Origin of the sequence: Tenacibaculum sp. TC6 (assembly GCF_050606265.1) — a bacterium.
Classification (GTDB): Bacteria; Bacteroidota; Bacteroidia; order Flavobacteriales; family Flavobacteriaceae; genus Polaribacter.
Genome location: NZ_JBOCUK010000015.1, coordinates 70,768 through 88,739 on the forward strand (window position 1 = coordinate 70,768; position 17,972 = coordinate 88,739).

Consider the following 17,972-nt stretch of genomic DNA (forward strand, 5'->3'; position numbering starts at 1 on the left):
GAGATGAAAAGAATAGTTCTTTTTTTAGCAATCACACTTTTTAGTATATTCAATACTGTTTCACAACAGTATAAAATTAACGTAAGTGGTTATATAGGACAAGGAGATTCGGGGTGTGGTTCAATAAATGGACTTAGAAGAATAACTTTGATTTATAAAGATGGATATAGAAATGATATTCATAAAATAAATTATTATATAAATAAACCCTATAATTATTCTGCAACGTTTAATCAAAGTAATCCGGTAGTTGCTGTAGAGTTTTTTACCAGAGAAAGACATAAAACTTGGATTGGTGATTGTCGATCAGGAAAAGAAGCTACCAAAAAGGTCACTGTAAGTATTCCTTGTCATAATGTTAGATATACAAAAGATCAAATTTATCAAGGACGAATAAAAAGCGGTTATGCTCTTATTACAATAAATCCGTTGCCTCAAATTAAATTTACAGACAATTCGAGTATAAGTAGCGTTAAAACAGTTTGTGAAACAGATCCTGTTAAAATAACAAGTACTTATGCAGGATACACTTCACCGGCTACCGTATACAAATGGGAGTTTTTAGATCCGGTAAATAAAATAACTAGAAATACTGCTGGTTATCAATCGCTATTAGACCAGATGGATGATGCAGAGCGTGATTTTGAAAACTGTTTAAGAAGCGGAGGTGGAGGTGTTATCCCTCGTCAAGGACCAACTAAAAAAGGAACTAAAAATCAGGCCAGACCACCTGGTAGGGATTGTGAAATATTTTTCACTATAATGCAGAATTTGCAAACGCAGATAGCAAATTATTCCCCTAAAACGGAGCAAGTACCAATTTGGCGTCCAATTAGTAGTAAAAATGGACAAGCTGCTATAAACTTATATCTTTCTGACTTATATAGCAGCAGAGATGATCAGAAAAAAGCTTTAAATAATTTAACAATTTCTGTCCGTCTTAATCCGGGATGTAATGGAGAAAATGATATATCCAGAGTATTAAGAATGCAGTTTTTACCTGAGCCGCCTAAAATGGCTAAAGCGCCAACTTTTAATCAACCTGCATGTTCATATAGTGATGTTCAAGGCTTTGTTTTATATTTTGACAGACAATTATATTCACATGAAAAAATAGATGTGAATTTATTGAAAAAGATGCAAGATGGTAGTTATGTAGCAGCAGATAACAATACCAATATAACTTCCTTAGTAAAAGTTAGTAATACAGAGTATAAATATACATGGAACTCTTCCGCAGGAAAAGCTATAAAAGGAGGCTTTTATAGAGTTGATGTTTCCGGTTTTAATAAAAGTACCGGCTCACCATTTTGTAAGCAGTACTCATATACATTTGAAATAAAAGTACCACCTCCGGTAACTTTTAACGCTACAAAAATGCAAGACGAAGTATGTTTTGGAGCAAAAGACGGAAAGTTGAAAGTAAATGCATCAGGAGGTTCCGGAAGCTTTTTATACAGTTTAAATAATGGATCAAGTTGGAATTCGGCTTCATTTGCAAGCGAAATAATAGTTTCAAACTTAGCTCCTGGGACATACAATGTATTGGTAAAAGACTCAAAAAGTTGCGTTGATAAAACAAAGACGTATATCCCTATAACAATAACTGCAAAAAGTAAGATAGTACAGTCGTTTCCTAGTAATCCGGTAACGCATCCGAGTGCTCCTGGAAGTAGTGATGCTTCTATACGTTTTAATAGTGTAACAGGAGGAACTCCTTTTACCAGTTATTATAATTATAAAATATTATTAAAAGGAAGTACTACAAATACACTTACAGGAAGAGCTTATACTAATAGTTTTGTGATTACGAATCTTCCGGCAGGAAAACATAAAATTATATATACAGATAAAAATAATTGTACTCAACAGTATGATTTACCTGAAATTATAGACCCAAGACCGATTAGTTTTAAGGTAAGTGCAATAACACCTGATTGTTATTTAGGTGATGGTAAAATTAATGTAGGAAGTATCAGTGGAGGGTATCCTAATTACACGGTAACCATTAAACGAGGTACCACTACAATTCAAACATTAACAAATATAACTACAAGTACGTCAGTAAATATCGCTGCCGGAAATTACACTGTATTGGTTAAAGATACAAGAGGAGGCAGTTTAGAAAAACCAATTACGGTTAATCAACAATCTGAAATTAAAATAACAAACATAGCGGTTAATCCAATAAAATGTTCAGGAGGAAAAGCAATGGTAACCGTTACAGCTTCAGGAGGGAAATCAGGAAATTATCAATATGCTATTTGGAATGGAAGCAGTACTTCTTGGCAGAATGGTAATACTTTTAATGTCAGTGTAAACGCTGTTACAGGATACAGATTTAGAGTTCGAGATATTAGTGTAAATAGCTGTATGTCTACAATTTCAAATCCGGTAAAAATAACAGAACCTGCACCGTTAAAAATTTCGAATGTATCGGTTGTAGATAACAAAATTTTTAATGCAAGCTCAGGAAGTATCTCATTAACAATAACCGGAGGTACCCCAACTTATACTGTAACGTGGAAGAAGAAAAATGATGCAGCATTCTCAAAAACAGGTACTACTATAACCGGTTTAAAAGCCGGATTTTATATAGCTACAATTAAAGATGCTAATTTATGTACTATTACTTCACAAGAAATTGAAGTAAAAGAATTACCGGAGTTAAAAGTCCAATTAACCATTGCTAAATCTATAGATTGTAAAGGAGGATTTGGAAATATATCAGCAACTGTAAATGGAGGAACCGGAACGTATACCTATAAATGGTATAAAGGCGGAACATTATTAGCCGGCTCAAGTAGTTCTTTAACCAATGTTTCAGGCGGAAATTATTCGGTTACGGTAAATGACGGTTATGTAAATAAATCCGCATCAATTCAATTAATTGAACCTACTCAGGTAACTTTAAGTATAGCTAAAACTGATGTAACTTGTTTCGGAGTTAATAACGGAACCATTCAATTAACTACAGCCGGAGGTTCAGGTATATATGAATATTCAATAGACAATAAAAATACATACATAGCTACAAGTACTTTAACAGGGAATACTATTACAGGACTGGGTAAAGGAACTTATACCGTATGGTTAAGAGATAGTAAAGGATGTGAAATAACTTCAGGAAAAACAATTACTATTACAGAACCTACGGCTATAAATATACAAGCAACATCGGTAGTAAACTGTTCGGTTGCCGGAGGTAATTCCGGAAGTATTACTATAGGAGTTTCCGGAGGAGTTAGTCCATATTCTTATAAATGGACTAAAACAGGAGCCCCTACATTTAATGCAACAACTCAAAATATCAGTAATTTATATGCAGGAGTATATACTATTGAAATAACGGATAGTAACGGATGTAAGCAAACTCAGAATATTGAAGTAAAAGAACCTAAACCAATTTCGGTAGTTATTCAACAAACAAAACAAATTTTATGTTTTGGAGAAAGTTCAGCTTCCTTGTTAGCAGTGGTGAGTGGTGGATATCCTATAAACTCAACACCTTCTGATTTTACATACAAATGGTACAAGGTTAACGGAGGAACCAAAACGTTGTTAAACTCAGATTTTTCACTGGATAAAATTGAAAACTTAGCTAAAGGAACTTATAGAGTTGAAGTAAGTGATATAAAAGGAGAACAAACATTTAAAGAAATAACAATTTCTGAACCATCACTATTACAAGTAAATTTAGTTTCAACTAAAAACATTAGTTGTTATAACGGTACAGACGGAGCTATTTCTATTAATGCCATTGGAGGAGTTGCAGGTTATACCTATAAATGGAGTAAGGTAGGCGATGCTAGTTTTTCTTCTACAAGTAAAGATGTTTCCGGGGTAGGATATGGAAGTTACTATGTAGAAGTAACAGACGCCAATGGTTGTCAGGTTACTTCAGTAAACTACCAATTAACTCAACCTGTGGCTCAATTGGCAATAGATAACTCTACCATTGTTAATTTAAAAGGTTTTGAAACTAATGACGGAAGCATAGTTGTTGAGGTCTCAGGAGGTACACCTACTTATACTTACGAATGGAGAGTACAAGGAAATACAGCGATTATAGGCACTAATAAAAAGATAGAAAACATAAAGGCAGGAAAGTATGAATTAACATTGAAAGATGCTAATAACTGTACATTTACCCAAATGTTTGAAGTTACGCAGCCTGATAAACTGGAAATTACAACAATTACTCAAAACGGAGAGATTTTATGTTTTGGAGATGAAAATGTTGAATTGGTTATGACAGCTCAAGGCGGAGTGTCTTCATATACCTATAAATGGTTTAGAAAAGGAAGTACAACTGTACTTGCTACTCAAGCAACGTTAACAAATGTGGGTGCCGGAACGTATGTAGCTGAGGTAACAGATCAAAATTTAATAAAAACACAAAAAGAATTTACAGTAATACAACCGGATGAATTAGAAATAACCAATGTTGATATTACCAATGTATTGTGTTATGGAGAAGCTACCGGTAGTATTGCAGTGACAGCTCAAGGAGGAACAGCACCTTATACATATAGTTGGAGACACGGAGTTACAGGTGCTACTATTTCTTCACTAACTGCGGGAACTTACACTGTAACGGTAAGAGATAAAAATTTATGTGAAGTAACTAAAACAGTTGAAGTAACCTCACCATTAGCAGCATTGTCAATTAATCTGTTAGAAAAACAAGATGCTAGCGGTTTTGGTTTATCAAACGGATTTATAAAAGTAAAGGTAGAAGGAGGAACTCCGAATTATAAATATACATGGAAAGATTCAGTAGGTCAGGTTTTATCAAGTACAACAAATGAGTTGTTAAATATAAAAGCCGGATCTTATGAAGTAACCGTTGAAGATGCGGGGAAATGTGTAGCCAAAGCTACTTATGTAATAGGAGAACCTGCTTTATTAGAAGCATCAGTACAAGAAACAGCCATTTTATGTAATGGTGAAAACGGACAATTACGCTCAAAAGTAATCGGAGGAGTTACACCCTATACTTATATATGGAAAGATGCTTCCGGCGGAGTTATCTCTACAGAAGAATTTATTGAAGTAAAAGCCGGAACTTATCACTTAGAAGTAAAAGACGCCAATGGTAATATGGCTCAAGTATCAAATATCAATTTGACAGAACCTACAGTATTAGAATTTTCTTCTATAGATATTACAAATGTATTGTGCTACGGAGAAGCTACAGGAAGTATTGCCGTTACTGTTACCGGAGGAATTGCTCCTTATACATATAGTTGGAGGCATGGAGTTACAGGAGCTACTATTTCTTCATTAACTTCAGGTAGTTATACAATTACTGTTAGAGATAAAAATTTATGTGAAATAACGCAAACAGTTGAGGTAACATCACCGTTAGCACCTTTATCTATCAATTTAGTAGAAAAGAAAAACGTAACAGGGTTTGGCTTAACAAACGGATTGATAAAAGTTTTGGTTGAAGGAGGAACGCCATCATACCAGTATGTATGGAAAAACTCATTAGGACAAACGTTACCGAGCACAACAAATGAGTTGTTAAATGTAGGAGCAGATACATACGAGGTAACTATTGAAGATCAAGGAAAGTGTATAGCCAAAGCTACTTATATAATTGAAGAACCTTCAAAATTAGAAGTAACAGTAAAAGAAACGGCAATTCTATGTAATGGAGAAAAAGGACAATTACATGCTCAAGTAACCGGAGGAGTTACCCCATATACGTATACATGGAAAGATAATACCGGAGGCGTTATTTCTACAGAAGAATTTATAGAAGTAGTGGCCGGAATTTATCATGTAGAAGTAAAAGACGCTAACAATAATATTGCACAAGTTTTTTCTATTAATTTAACTGAACCTTCTGTATTAGAATTTTCAGAGACTAAGGTAACTCATGTTGAATGTTACGGTGATAATTCAGGAAGTATTTCTGTAACTGTAGTTGGGGGAGTTGCTCCTTATACATACACTTGGAAACATGGAGCATTAAACCAAAGTACGGTAACCAATTTAACACAAGGAACTTATACGGTAACTGTTACTGATATGAACGGATGTTCAATAACCAACACTATTCAAGTAACAGAACCGGAAGTATTTGAAATAGCGGAAACAGAATTAATTAGACCTTCTTCTGATTTAGTTAATGACGGAAAAATAGCTATTAAAATTGTAGGAGGAGTTGCTCCTTATCAATATCTATGGACAAATCAAACAGGTGCTATTGTTAAAGATGAAAGTTCTAATTTAAAAACTAATGAAATAAATTCATTAGATGAAGGAACTTACACAATTAAAATTACTGATGCCAAAGGATGTGTAATTCAAGAAACATATAACTTGGCAAATCCGGGAGAACTTCTGGTAGATATAGAACAACTACAAGAAATAACCTGTTTTAATAGTAGTAGTGCTATTTTAGATGTAGTAACTATTGGAGGAGCCGGAGGAAATAAATATACCTGGTATAATTCAGCAGACGATTCAGTAGTAGGTACTAAAAAGCAACTGACAAATATTCCTGCAGGAAACTACTATGTAATTGTTGACAATGCAGAAGGGCTTAAAGAAAAAAGTTCCATTTTTGAAGTTAAAGAACCTGCAAAAATTGAATTAAACTTTACACTAAACCACATAACCTGTAACAATGCTAATGATGGAAGTATAAACGTTACCGCTCAAGGAGGTAATGGAGTTTATGAATACAGATTTGCCTTAGAAGGTAATAGCTATTCTAACTGGACAAGTGTACAAGGAAACAGTGTAAACCTTGTAGGTTTAGCACCGGGTACCTATAAAGTTCAATTAAAAGACGGGTATAACTGTGTGGCAGTAAATGCTGCAGGAGAAGATGAATTTAGTGTTGAAATTACACAACCATTAAGTTTAGCTATCAATGTATTAACACAAAACAATCCAACAGGTTTTGGTTTATCAAACGGTTCTATTGAAGCTGCTTTATCAGGAGGAACAGCCCCTTATAGTTATCAGTGGATAGCATCTAACGGAGTGGTTTTACCTTCTGATTTAAAAATTGAAAATTTAGCTAAAGGAACTTACACTATTCATGTAACAGATGTAAACGGATGTAAAATTTCAGAAACTTACCAACTTACAGAACCGGATAAATTAGAAGCTACGATAACGCAAACAGCTATAATTAGCTGTCAAGGATCTTCTGACGGAGGTTTACGAGTACTGGTAACCGGAGGAGTTTCTGGATATACCTATAAATGGTATAAAGTAGGAAACGCTACTGTGTTAGATACTAAAGAAACTATTGACGGACTTGAAGCGGGTGAATACTATGCAGTAGTAACAGATACTAACGGAAATGAAGTTACTACCTTAACACATGAAATTACCGAACCTGCTTTATTAGAAGTTGAGTTAGTTGCAGACTATATCAACTGTGGTACCGGAAATGATTGGGAAATTATAAGTAAAGTAACCGGAGGAACAGAACCTTATTCGTATTTATGGAACACCGGAGCAAATACCCCAACTATTGAAAACGGCTTGGCAGGAAACTATAAGTTAACTGTAGTTGATATAAACGGATGTAAAATCACAAAAGAAATTACGTTAACACCTCCGCCTGCACTAGAAATTAATACGGTAGCAACAGGTAACCCAACAGGTTTTGGTTTATCAAACGGATTTATAGAAGTTGCTTTATCAGGTGGAACACCTCCTTATACATATAACTGGAAGACGCAAAGTGGTACAGTATTACCTTCTGACTTACGTTTAGAAAACTTACCTAAAGATGTATATATGCTAGAGGTTGAAGATGTAAAAGGATGTAAAACAACGCAAACTTATGAGCTAACTCAACCGGCAAAATTAGAAGTAACCATTGTTAAAACATCTATTATTAGTTGTAATGGTTCTTCAGACGGAGCCTTACAAGCAAAAGTAACCGGAGGAGTTCCTGCATATACCTTTACGTGGTTTAAGGAAGGAAACTCGGTAAGTATAGGAACATCATCTGTAGCTACAAACTTATCAGCAGCAATTTATTATGTAGTTATTGAAGATGCTAATGGAAATAAGGTTGAAAGCGAGAAGTTTGAATTAACAGAGCCGGAACTGTTAAACGTAGCATTAACGTATGATTATGTTAATTGTGGTTTAGGAGCAGAATGGACAGTAACCAGTAAAGTAACAGGTGGAACTGCCCCTTACACCTACTTATGGAATACAGGAGCCAATACAGAAAATATAGAAAACGTAATAGCCAATACTTATGAAGTAACGGTAGTTGATATTAATGGCTGTAAAACAACTCAAAAGATAACCATTCAATTACCGGAACCATTGTTAATTAGTAATGATGATGTGACTGATCCGACTTGTTATCAAGGTAATGACGGAAAAATTGTAGTAGAAGTAGAAGGAGGTACCGGACCGTACAAGTATAACTGGAATAACGGAGCAACAACCGGAACTATAGAAAACCTTTCTGCAGGTGAGTACACAGTGATTATAACTGATAGCAGAGGCTGTACAATTACAGAATCCTATACAGTTACTAGCCCTGAACAAATCTATTTAGAATTAGGAGATACCATTACCTTATGTAAAGGTCAAACAACCATACTAGATGGAACAATTGCCGATGGAGCTCAGTATTTCTGGACATCAAACAACGGATTTACAAGTACAGATGCAATTATAGAAGTAAGCAAAGCAGGAACTTATACCTTAAAAGCCATAGATGCTAAAGGATGTGAAGCCATAGATGAAATTATCATAAAAACATCTAATGAAGATATCATGTCAGACTTTATCGTATCTACTCAGGTATTTAAAAGTGAAAGCGTAGTTGCGGTTAATATAAGTACCCCAAAACCAGATGAGTCAACGTGGATAATTCCTGATGAAGCACAAAAAATTGAAGAAGGATCTAATTATATTGAATTATTGTTTAATGAAGTTGGAAAGTATGATATTACGTTAGTTACCAGAATTGGTGATTGTGAAGAGTACAAGACCAAAACAGTTTTTGTGGTAGAAAAGGAAATAGACGGAACGCCTGAAACAGTATCAGGAAACCAACCAATGATACAAGCGTTTGTGATTTATCCTAACCCGTCATCAGGTAGGTTTACACTAGATGTTACCTTACGAAAAGAAAACCCGCTTAGCGTTAGAGTTTACGGTATTTATAACAACAATGTAATAAGTACTAAAAAGGTTGATGGAGATAAAGAATACAGCTTAGCGTATGACCTGAGTTTAACCACCGGAGTATATATCGTATTGATAGAAACCGAAAATGAACGACTCGTCAAAAAAATAGTAATAGAATAAAAAAATCCCCCTTTTTACTTTTGTAGAAAGGGGGATTTAAATTAATAACAAAATAAACAGTATCTTTTTACGGTTTAGTATCATACTTAACACGTAATTTATACACAAAAAAACACATCAATATGACGTTGGAATATTGGAATACATTAGCGAATCAAACATTGCTGATTAGCTCGTTATTAAGCGGTTTTTCAATTGCTGTAGTGGCTAACTTATTAGTTACGGATAAAAGTGACAAGTTAATGAGGATTATTCTAAAATTGGCCACTGTTTCTGCCGGTTGCTTTTTAGTAGCTGTTTTTGCCATGACTCAAATTTTAATGATTACCACACCGGGAGGCTATATTAAAAATGTTACAACTGCTGATTTTTTTGTGCCAAGAGTAATCGGAGTTTTAGCATTTATGGTAGGGTTAATCAGTTTATTAACCATCATAGCTTTGTCAGGATGGATTAAATCAAAAAAAACAGGCATGTTTACCACAATTATAGGAGTGGTAACACTTCTATTAATTTTTATTACAATGATTCGTATAAGTATATAAATTGAAAGAATAGTGCTTATCTTACAATAAGACCCTCTATAAGCAATGCGCCCTCAATTCATTTATGAGTTGAGGGCGCTGTTATTAAGTATGTTTTACTATTTTATTGAATTACTATTTTCTTAGTAATACTAGATGTCTTATTTGAAATTTTTAAAAGATAAATACCTGTTTGTAATTCATCTAAAGTATAGGTGTTGTTCATAGATGAAGTAGGTATTTGCGAATCTATCTTTTTACCTAAAATAGAATATAAGGTAATCTCGGTAACTTCAATATTACTCGGTACTTTAATTATTACCTTTTTTATAGCAGAAGGATTAGGATAGATTTTTATTTTTGATAATACATTATCGGCTACACCTGCTGTTGCCCATCTGTTTTCTGCTGTAGGGCCACCCCAAATTTGCGTTGCTAAATTAGGATTGTCAATAAAAGGATTTCTATTTCCTTGTGCATAGGTATTCGATGTATTTTCATGGTAAGTGTTTCGTTGATCCTCAACTTCAGAAACCGGATCTTCTGCATTCCATTGTAAAAATAAATCAATCATATTGCTATCTACACCATTGGCAGTACCTACACCAACATTTTTAGGTAAACACTGGTTACCATAACGTAAATACATATACATCATCATTCTGGCTACATCACCTTTCCATTCATCACCCGGATACCAACCATTGGTAACCGAACCAGAATTTCCACTACCTGTAGCAAAAGTTTTATTTCCTCTTGAAGAATTATAACTAACATCGGCAGGTCTTAAATGATGCGCATCAGCTCCCGGACCAGAAGTTCCTAGATCAGGAGTTCCTAAACTTTTAGCATATACATGCTCTCTGTTCCAATCACCGGTATTCCCTCCATTAGCGTTAATACCTCTGGTTTTAGCCGTGGTACCTGAGGCACTGTAACCGTATATAAGTAATACTTCACTGCTATTATCAGGGTTTACATCGGTAGCCTTACAAGCCTCCCAAACTCCCGGAGAATAACTTAAGGTTCGTGTATGTGTGTTAATAACCTTAGTAGCAAGCTCGTCTTTTAAAGCAATGCCGGATTTTGTTAAATCAACATCATTATAATAACTCTGTTGTGCATGGATGCTTAAAGAAATCCATATGATGAGTACAACAAGTAGTTTTTTTATCATATCACAAAATATTAAAGGGTTTTATTTCTTTTCTAATAAGGCCATATAAAAGCCGTCATATCCGGATTTATGAGCTAATACTTTATTATCTTTTACAAAGGTAAAATCTTTTCCGGCATCTGAAGCTAAAAAAAACTGGATTTGTTGTTGGTTTTCAGAAGGTAATACAGAACAGGTAGCATAAACCAGTTTACCGCCCGGTTTAACCATTTTAGAATATTGTTGTAAAACATCTTGTTGAGTTTCACGAATATGATCTAAAAACTCAGGCTCTAACTTCCATTTACTGTCCGGATTTCTTCTAATAACACCTAAACCGGAACACGGAGCATCAATTAAAACTCTATCTGCTTTATCGTGTAACTTTTTAATAACTTTATTAGAATCAATCACACGAGTATCAATATTATGAACTCCATTTCTACGGGCACGTACTTTTAACTTTTTTAGCTTACTTTCATAAATATCCATAGCAATAATTTGCCCTTTGTTTTTCATTAAAGAAGCTATATGAAGCGTTTTACCTCCGGCACCGGCACAAGTATCAACTACTTTCATACCGGGTTCTACCTCTAAATAAGCAGCCACTAATTGAGAAGAAGCATCTTGTACTTCAAAATACCCTTTTTTAAAAGCTTGTGTTTTAAAAACATTAGCTCTTTCTTTTAGCTTTAAGGCATCATCGTAACCTTTAATAAATTCCGTTTCTATTTGTTCAGTAGCTAATATTTTTTGAAGCTTTTCTTTAGAAATACTTAAGGTATTAGTACGTAAAATAACATCGGCTTGTTTATTTAAAGCAGCAATTTCTTTAGTCCAAACCTCTTCACCAAGTTCTTTAAGTCCCACTTCATCAATCCAATCAGGAATAGACTCTCTAAATTTTCTTATTTTAGAAAGCTCATCAAATTTACCTTTTATACGACGGTTAGGAGTAGGTTCAATTTGGTTCCAGTCCGGTAATTGAATTCCTTTTAATACACACCAAACAGCAAACAATCTCCATAAATCCGGTCTGGAAAAAGGAGCCTTTACATTGGCAATTTCAGCATACAAACGTTTCCATCGCACTATATCATAAATAGTTTCCGCAACAAACTTTCTATCTCTTGCTCCCCAGCGTTTATCTCTTTTCAAAGCCTGTTCCACAGCTTTATCGGCATAAACATCTTCATTAAAAATATCGCGTAAACTGTCAATAACCGCGTAAACTAAATTTCTATGTAATCTCATCGAACGAATTTAAGAATGCAAAGATAGTTGAATTTAGTGGTTTTTTGTATTTTCGTTCAAAGTAAAAAAAGGGCGCATTACAGGGATTGCTCCTGTAAAACATTAAGTTGAATATTGAAGAGGAGAAAAGATAACTCCCATTAAAAATGAATTTAAACCATCCGGTAACCTATATAAAAGGGGTAAGTATTGCAAGAGCTGAATTGTTATATTCTGAATTAGGAATAAAAACATGTAGAGATTTATTGCATTTATTTCCGTTTAGATATGTTGACAAAACACAATTTTACACCATTAATCAGTTGCAAGAAAACTCTGCTGAAGTACAAATTGTAGGTAAAATTACCGGACTTAAAACAGTAAAACAAAAGCGAGGCAGTAGGTTAGTGGCTACGTTTAGTGATGCTACCGGAACCATGGAGTTGGTTTGGTTTAAAGGAGCCCAATGGATTAAAGACAATTTAAAAGCAAATGTTCCGTATGTGATTTACGGAAAACTAAATTGGTTTAATGGTACTGCCAGCATGCCACATCCTGAAATGGAAACGGTGCAGGCTTACAAAAGTAAGTTACAAATGGCCATGCAGCCCGTATATCCGTCAACAGAAAAGTTAAGCAATAAAGGAATTAGCAATAAGGTAATGCGAGGCATGATTCAAGACTTGTTGCAACAAGTTTTTGGGGTTATTGAAGAAACATTACCACCTTATATTTTAGAAGAGCATCAATTAGTAGATAAAAGGGAGGCATTGCTAAATATTCACTTTCCTAAGAGTCAGGAATTATTAGCAAAGTCGCAGTTTCGATTAAAATTTGAAGAGTTATTTTTTATCCAAATTCAATTGCTTCAAAAAAAAATTATACGAAAAGCCAAGTTAAAAGGCTATGTTTTTGAGCAAGTAGGGGATGCATTTACCAACTTTTACAATAACCATTTACCGTTTGATTTAACCAACGCGCAGAAAAGAGTTCTTAAGGAAATCCGCAAAGATGCCGGTTCTGGAGCACACATGAATCGATTATTGCAAGGAGACGTAGGTTCCGGAAAAACCATTGTGGCATTGTTAACTATGTTGCTGGCCATAGATAATGGGTTTCAAGCAACCATTATGGCACCTACAGAAATACTGGCAGCTCAGCACTTTTATGGTATTTCAGAATTGCTAAAAAACACTAATATTCAGGTAGAATTATTAACCGGTTCTACCAAAACCAAAAAAAGAAGAGAAATTCATGCGGGTTTAGAAGAAGGAACTTTGCATATTTTGGTGGGTACTCATGCTATTTTAGAAGATAAAGTACAGTTCAATAATTTAGGGATTGCCATTATAGATGAACAGCATCGCTTTGGGGTAGAGCAACGCTCTAAACTCTGGAAAAAAGGAAGAGGAAATGAAGCCGGAGGAGCCATACCTCCGCATATTTTGGTTATGACGGCTACACCCATTCCAAGAACCTTGGCAATGTCTGTATATGGCGATTTAGATGTATCGGTTATAGATGAATTACCACCGGGAAGAAAAGAAATAAAAACGGTACACCGCTATGATAGCCACAGGTTGGCGGTATTTAAGTTTTTAAAAGATGAAATAGCCAAAGGCCGACAGGTGTATATTGTGTATCCGTTAATTCAGGAATCTGAGGCTATGGATTATAAGGATTTAATGGATGGTTATGAAAGTATTTCCAGAGAATTTCCTACTCCGCAATACCAAATAAGTATTGTTCACGGACAAATGAAACCCGCCGACAAAGATTATGAAATGGAACGTTTTGTAAATGGCGAAACCCAAATTATGGTAGCTACTACAGTAATAGAAGTAGGAGTTAATGTACCTAATGCCTCAGTGATGGTTATTGAAAGTGCCGAACGTTTTGGACTAAGCCAATTGCATCAGTTACGAGGAAGGGTAGGGCGAGGAGCCGAACAAAGCTACTGTATTTTACTATCTAGCTTTAAGTTATCATCTGACGGCAAAACCAGGTTACAAACTATGGTAGATACCTCTGACGGATTTAAAATTGCAGAGGTAGATTTAAAACTTCGCGGTCCGGGTAATATTATGGGAACCCAACAAAGTGGTGTGCTAAATTTAAAAATTGCCGATGTGGTAAAAGATTCGAGCATTTTATATAGCGCCAGAAAAACGGCTATTGAAGTAATGAACGATGATCCCGGGTTGGCAAAACCTGAAAATAGTAGCTTAAACAAAGTAGTTTCACAACTTCGTAAAAAAACGGGTATTTGGAGTAATATTAGTTAGTGTTCTCAAGAAATTATAAGAAAGCAAAGTGAGGATACAAACCAATTTCCGCTGGCTACATTGCGAAGGAGTGGTAACAACTGAAGTAATCTCTCAATAAAAAGAGACTGCCACAGCAAAAGTGTTTGCTTCGCAGTGACGGTTTTATTTTTAAAAACGGAAATAGCTTGTAAGCCTAACAATATTAGAAATCGACTTATAAATTAGATTTACTAGAAAACACAAGCGAGAAGATTTTTATAAATTTTTTGTGTACAGGTCTTTTTGTCAGTCAATATTATTTTTTAGTATTTCTTGAATTTGTTTTTTATGATGTAATGGATGAAAGAGCATTAAGTAAAACATTTCTCTTATTGTTATTTTTCCAAGTAAAGGATGAGGTAGTGTAAGAGTATCTAGTTCCTCTTCAGAGTATTTTTCAAAACACTCTTTTATTTGTTCGAGTATTTTTTTTATATCAGAAATAATAGTAGATTTTTGATTAATTGTAATCTTTTCTTGAGGTAGAAATCTGTCAGGAGCTTTCAAAGTTGTTTTTGAGTAATTTTCTAAAACAGTTTGATAATTCCAAGTTTCACGATTGATATATCCAAATTTCTCAATGAGGTATTTTTTGGAAAATAAAATGTTTGGAAAAGGAATAATGGTTAGTAAAATATGTTCTAATTGTTGTCCTGCTGACCATTTTCCATTATGTACATAAGTGAACTTCTTTTCATCTAAATTATCAATGTATTGAATTATTTCCTGATGATTTTGAATAAATTTTTTGATTAGCTCTGCTTTTTGCATTTGTATAGATTTTTATACAAATAACCTTAATTATAAAATACAATGCAATGAACTATGGTTAATTAATTCTTTTTCTAATTCTACTTAATGCTTGCGGTGTAATTCCAATGTAAGAAGATAAATATTTAAGAGGAACATTTTGTATAAAATGAGGTTTGTTTTTTAGAAGATATAAATACATTTCTTCTGGGGTAGATTTCAAAAGTTGTATTTCTCGAATTGTTTTTTCTCTTAACCTTTCTTCTAAAAACACTTTTTGAGTTGTGCTACAAAGTTTAGATTCTAAAAAAAGTTTGCGTACAATATTCATTTCAACATAACCAACAACTCCGTCACTTATAGGTTCATAATTGAATTGTCTTTCCTCTTCATTTTCAGTTTTTGCTGTGAAAATATCGCCCTCAAAATAAAAGTCTATTGAAATGTTTTCGGTACATTCATTACTTAAGCCTATTAAAGATTTTCTTATCGTTCCTTTTTGAAGGAAACAAAGAATATCTTTTGGTAAAACAGTTTTTTTAGTAAAGTGTATGAGTTTTATTTTGTCCCAAATTTCAGCATAATTATTTATAGGATATTTTGAAAAAACTGTTTTATCTATTTCAATCATTTTTAGGTAGTTTTTTCGTTTGTATATAACGGTTAGGTTTAACAGTGTTTTTAATACTGTTTAGGTTTTGTTGTAGATAATTATATATCATATTCAGTGTTTTTCAGTTAAAAACTGACGTTAACGATTCCGAGTGCTTACGTAAGCAGAAGAGTTTCTTCATTTTGAGCATCGCTAACGCGATCGTGACACTCGTGATAACAAATATAACAATATAAGAAATTATCAAGATGACCAAACAGTATTAGAAATCGATATATAAATGAGATTTACTTGGAGGCACAAGCGTGACGCTTGTGCTAGCCAAGAGTTTTTACTTGTTATCATACTCATGACGCTCAACTTATTAAAAGGTATGACATAACTCCTTATTTTTGAGTTATAAGAAAAGTAAGCAAAAAGTAACGAATAACTTATCTTAAACGATTAATTATAGTATCTTTTTTCTTAAGTTTGGATATACTAACGTTATGTGCAAGTGAGACAAAACGCTAATGAGAGAATCAAACATCATATCAATTCTTAGTGCTTATCATAAGCTTCCTAAAAATATTTTTGAATCATATTTAAATCACTTTTCAATAAGAATTAAAAAAGATGAATTAGATGACTTAACAATTTTATACAATCATTTAAAAACTTTAACAAAGAATATTGAACTGTTCGACAAGTATTTCATTGGGTATTCAATCCCCCAAATTGGAAAAGAATTCGATTTATTAAGGTTTGATAATGAAACAATAGTAAACGTTGAATTAAAACGAGAAAGTGATTTAGAAAAAATAGAAACTCAGTTGAGAAGAAATAAGTATTATTTGAGTTTTCTAAAAAAAGAAACACACTTATTTTCTTATGAAGCCTCTACAAAAAAACTTTTTGGTTTGGATGAAAGCAATAATTTGATTGAATTAAACATTAGACAATTGATTGAAAAACTTGCTTCCCAAAACGTAGTTAATTTGGAGAATATTAATAAGTTGTTTAATCCTTCAAATTATTTAGTATCACCTTTCAATTCCACTCAAGAATTTATAAAAAACAGATACTTTCTTACTGTTCAGCAGGAAGATATAAAAAATCAAATCTTAAAAGAATTTGACAAGCCTAAATATTCCATTATATCTATTCGTGGAAAAGCTGGTACAGGAAAAACATTACTCACATACGATATAGCAAAGGATATTTACAAGTCTAAAGAAATAATTATAATTCATTGTGGAATACTAAATAAAGGACATATCACTTTGAGAGATGATTATGCTTGGAAAATTGTCTCAGCTAAAAGTTTAGTTTATCAAGACTATACAAAATACGATTTAGTAATTGTAGACGAAGCACAGAGAATAAGAAAGGGGCAATTAAATCACTTAATTGAACAAATAAAACTTCATGGAAAAAATTGTATTTTTTCTTACGATTCAGTTCAAACCTTAAGAGGTGGCGAAATTAGAGCAAATGTAAGTTCTGAAATTGAAAAAAATGTAACAAAACATTGCTTCGAATTAACAACCAAAATAAGAACAAATAAAGAGGTTGCAAGATTTATCAAATGCTTATTCAATACAGAGGAAATAATTCATAAAATGGATTACTCTAATGTTGAATTAAAATATTTTGAAACTTACAATGTGGCTAAATTATATTTAAATCAATTAAAATCAGAAGGTTGGAAAATCACTAACTATACACCTTCGACTGTTCACACTTTACCATATGAACAACATCGGATTGAGGAAGAAGATGACAATGCACATACCGTAATTGGACAAGAATTTGATAATGTTGTAGCAGTAATAGATGAATACTTTTATTACAAGAATAATAAATTATCAACTCGAAATTACAAAGACAAACCATATTATCATCCGACAAAAATGTTATTTCAAATTGTATCGAGAACGCGACTAAAATTGTGTGTTATTATTGTGAACAATCCGATTTTATTAGAAAGATGTCTAAGTATATTAAGTAAAAACACCAGCACATAACAAAGAACTGAGGTAAAAAACAAGTAAATTTTATACTTTTTTAAACCAAAGTACTTTTATAATTTACATCATAAG

General features: G+C 33.4%; 8 protein-coding genes. 4 read left to right on the plus strand and 4 right to left on the minus strand.

Going from position 1 to position 17,972, the window contains the following annotated elements:
• The first annotated feature begins 3 nt into the window (after positions 1-3).
• Positions 4-9,309 carry a T9SS type A sorting domain-containing protein gene (locus ACQY1Q_RS10110; protein WP_431005193.1) on the plus strand — a complete coding sequence of 3,102 codons (9,306 nt, stop codon included), beginning with the start codon at positions 4-6 and terminating at the stop codon, positions 9,307-9,309.
• A 122-nt stretch (positions 9,310-9,431) separates the two neighbouring features.
• Complete coding sequence (locus tag ACQY1Q_RS10115) at positions 9,432-9,854, plus strand: hypothetical protein (RefSeq protein ID WP_431005194.1); 423 nt, start codon at positions 9,432-9,434, stop codon at positions 9,852-9,854.
• A 103-nt stretch (positions 9,855-9,957) separates the two neighbouring features.
• Here the strand turns inward: ACQY1Q_RS10115 and ACQY1Q_RS10120 are convergent, their stop codons facing one another.
• Both ACQY1Q_RS10120 and ACQY1Q_RS10125 read right to left on the minus strand, forming a co-directional pair.
• Entirely contained in the window at positions 9,958-11,010 is a 1,053-nt protein-coding gene (locus ACQY1Q_RS10120; RefSeq protein WP_431005195.1) for an endonuclease, read from the minus strand.
• Between the two features lie 21 nt (positions 11,011-11,031).
• The gene (locus ACQY1Q_RS10125) at positions 11,032-12,243 is read right to left on the minus strand and encodes an RsmB/NOP family class I SAM-dependent RNA methyltransferase (RefSeq protein WP_431005196.1); all 1,212 of its coding nucleotides are present in this window, start codon (positions 12,241-12,243) and stop codon (positions 11,032-11,034) included.
• A 146-nt stretch (positions 12,244-12,389) separates the two neighbouring features.
• Between ACQY1Q_RS10125 and recG the strand changes: the two genes are divergently transcribed.
• Positions 12,390-14,507, plus strand: a complete 2,118-nt coding sequence (gene recG, locus ACQY1Q_RS10130) for an ATP-dependent DNA helicase RecG (RefSeq protein WP_431005197.1) — start codon at positions 12,390-12,392, stop codon at positions 14,505-14,507.
• Between the two features lie 267 nt (positions 14,508-14,774).
• Here recG and ACQY1Q_RS10135 read toward each other — a convergent pair whose 3' ends face one another.
• Both ACQY1Q_RS10135 and ACQY1Q_RS10140 read right to left on the minus strand, forming a co-directional pair.
• Positions 14,775-15,299: a DinB family protein gene (locus tag ACQY1Q_RS10135; RefSeq protein ID WP_431005198.1), complete on the minus strand. Its 525-nt coding sequence runs from the start codon at positions 15,297-15,299 to the stop codon at positions 14,775-14,777.
• Positions 15,300-15,357: 58 nt separating this feature from the next.
• Positions 15,358-15,909, minus strand: a complete 552-nt coding sequence (locus ACQY1Q_RS10140; RefSeq protein WP_431005199.1) for a Crp/Fnr family transcriptional regulator — start codon at positions 15,907-15,909, stop codon at positions 15,358-15,360.
• A 494-nt stretch (positions 15,910-16,403) separates the two neighbouring features.
• On the opposite strand from ACQY1Q_RS10140, the gene ACQY1Q_RS10145 reads away from it, so the two are divergent.
• On the plus strand, positions 16,404-17,897 hold the full coding sequence (locus ACQY1Q_RS10145) for a DNA/RNA helicase domain-containing protein (RefSeq protein WP_431005200.1): 1,494 nt from the start codon (positions 16,404-16,406) through the stop codon (positions 17,895-17,897).
• Positions 17,898-17,972: the final 75 nt, after the last annotated feature.

Bases quoted from the DNA above. Each gene is read 5' to 3' on its own strand.
- ACQY1Q_RS10125 (WP_431005196.1), bottom strand. From the start codon at position 12,243: ATGAGATTACATAGAAATTTAGTTTACGCGGTTATTGACAGTTTACGC.
- ACQY1Q_RS10145 (WP_431005200.1), top strand. From the start codon at position 16,404: ATGAGAGAATCAAACATCATATCAATTCTTAGTGCTTATCATAAGCTT.
- ACQY1Q_RS10135 (WP_431005198.1), bottom strand. From the start codon at position 15,299: ATGCAAAAAGCAGAGCTAATCAAAAAATTTATTCAAAATCATCAGGAA.
- ACQY1Q_RS10140 (WP_431005199.1), bottom strand. From the start codon at position 15,909: ATGATTGAAATAGATAAAACAGTTTTTTCAAAATATCCTATAAATAAT.
- ACQY1Q_RS10120 (WP_431005195.1), bottom strand. From the start codon at position 11,010: ATGATAAAAAAACTACTTGTTGTACTCATCATATGGATTTCTTTAAGC.
- recG (WP_431005197.1), top strand. From the start codon at position 12,390: ATGAATTTAAACCATCCGGTAACCTATATAAAAGGGGTAAGTATTGCA.
- ACQY1Q_RS10110 (WP_431005193.1), top strand. From the start codon at position 4: ATGAAAAGAATAGTTCTTTTTTTAGCAATCACACTTTTTAGTATATTC.
- ACQY1Q_RS10115 (WP_431005194.1), top strand. From the start codon at position 9,432: ATGACGTTGGAATATTGGAATACATTAGCGAATCAAACATTGCTGATT.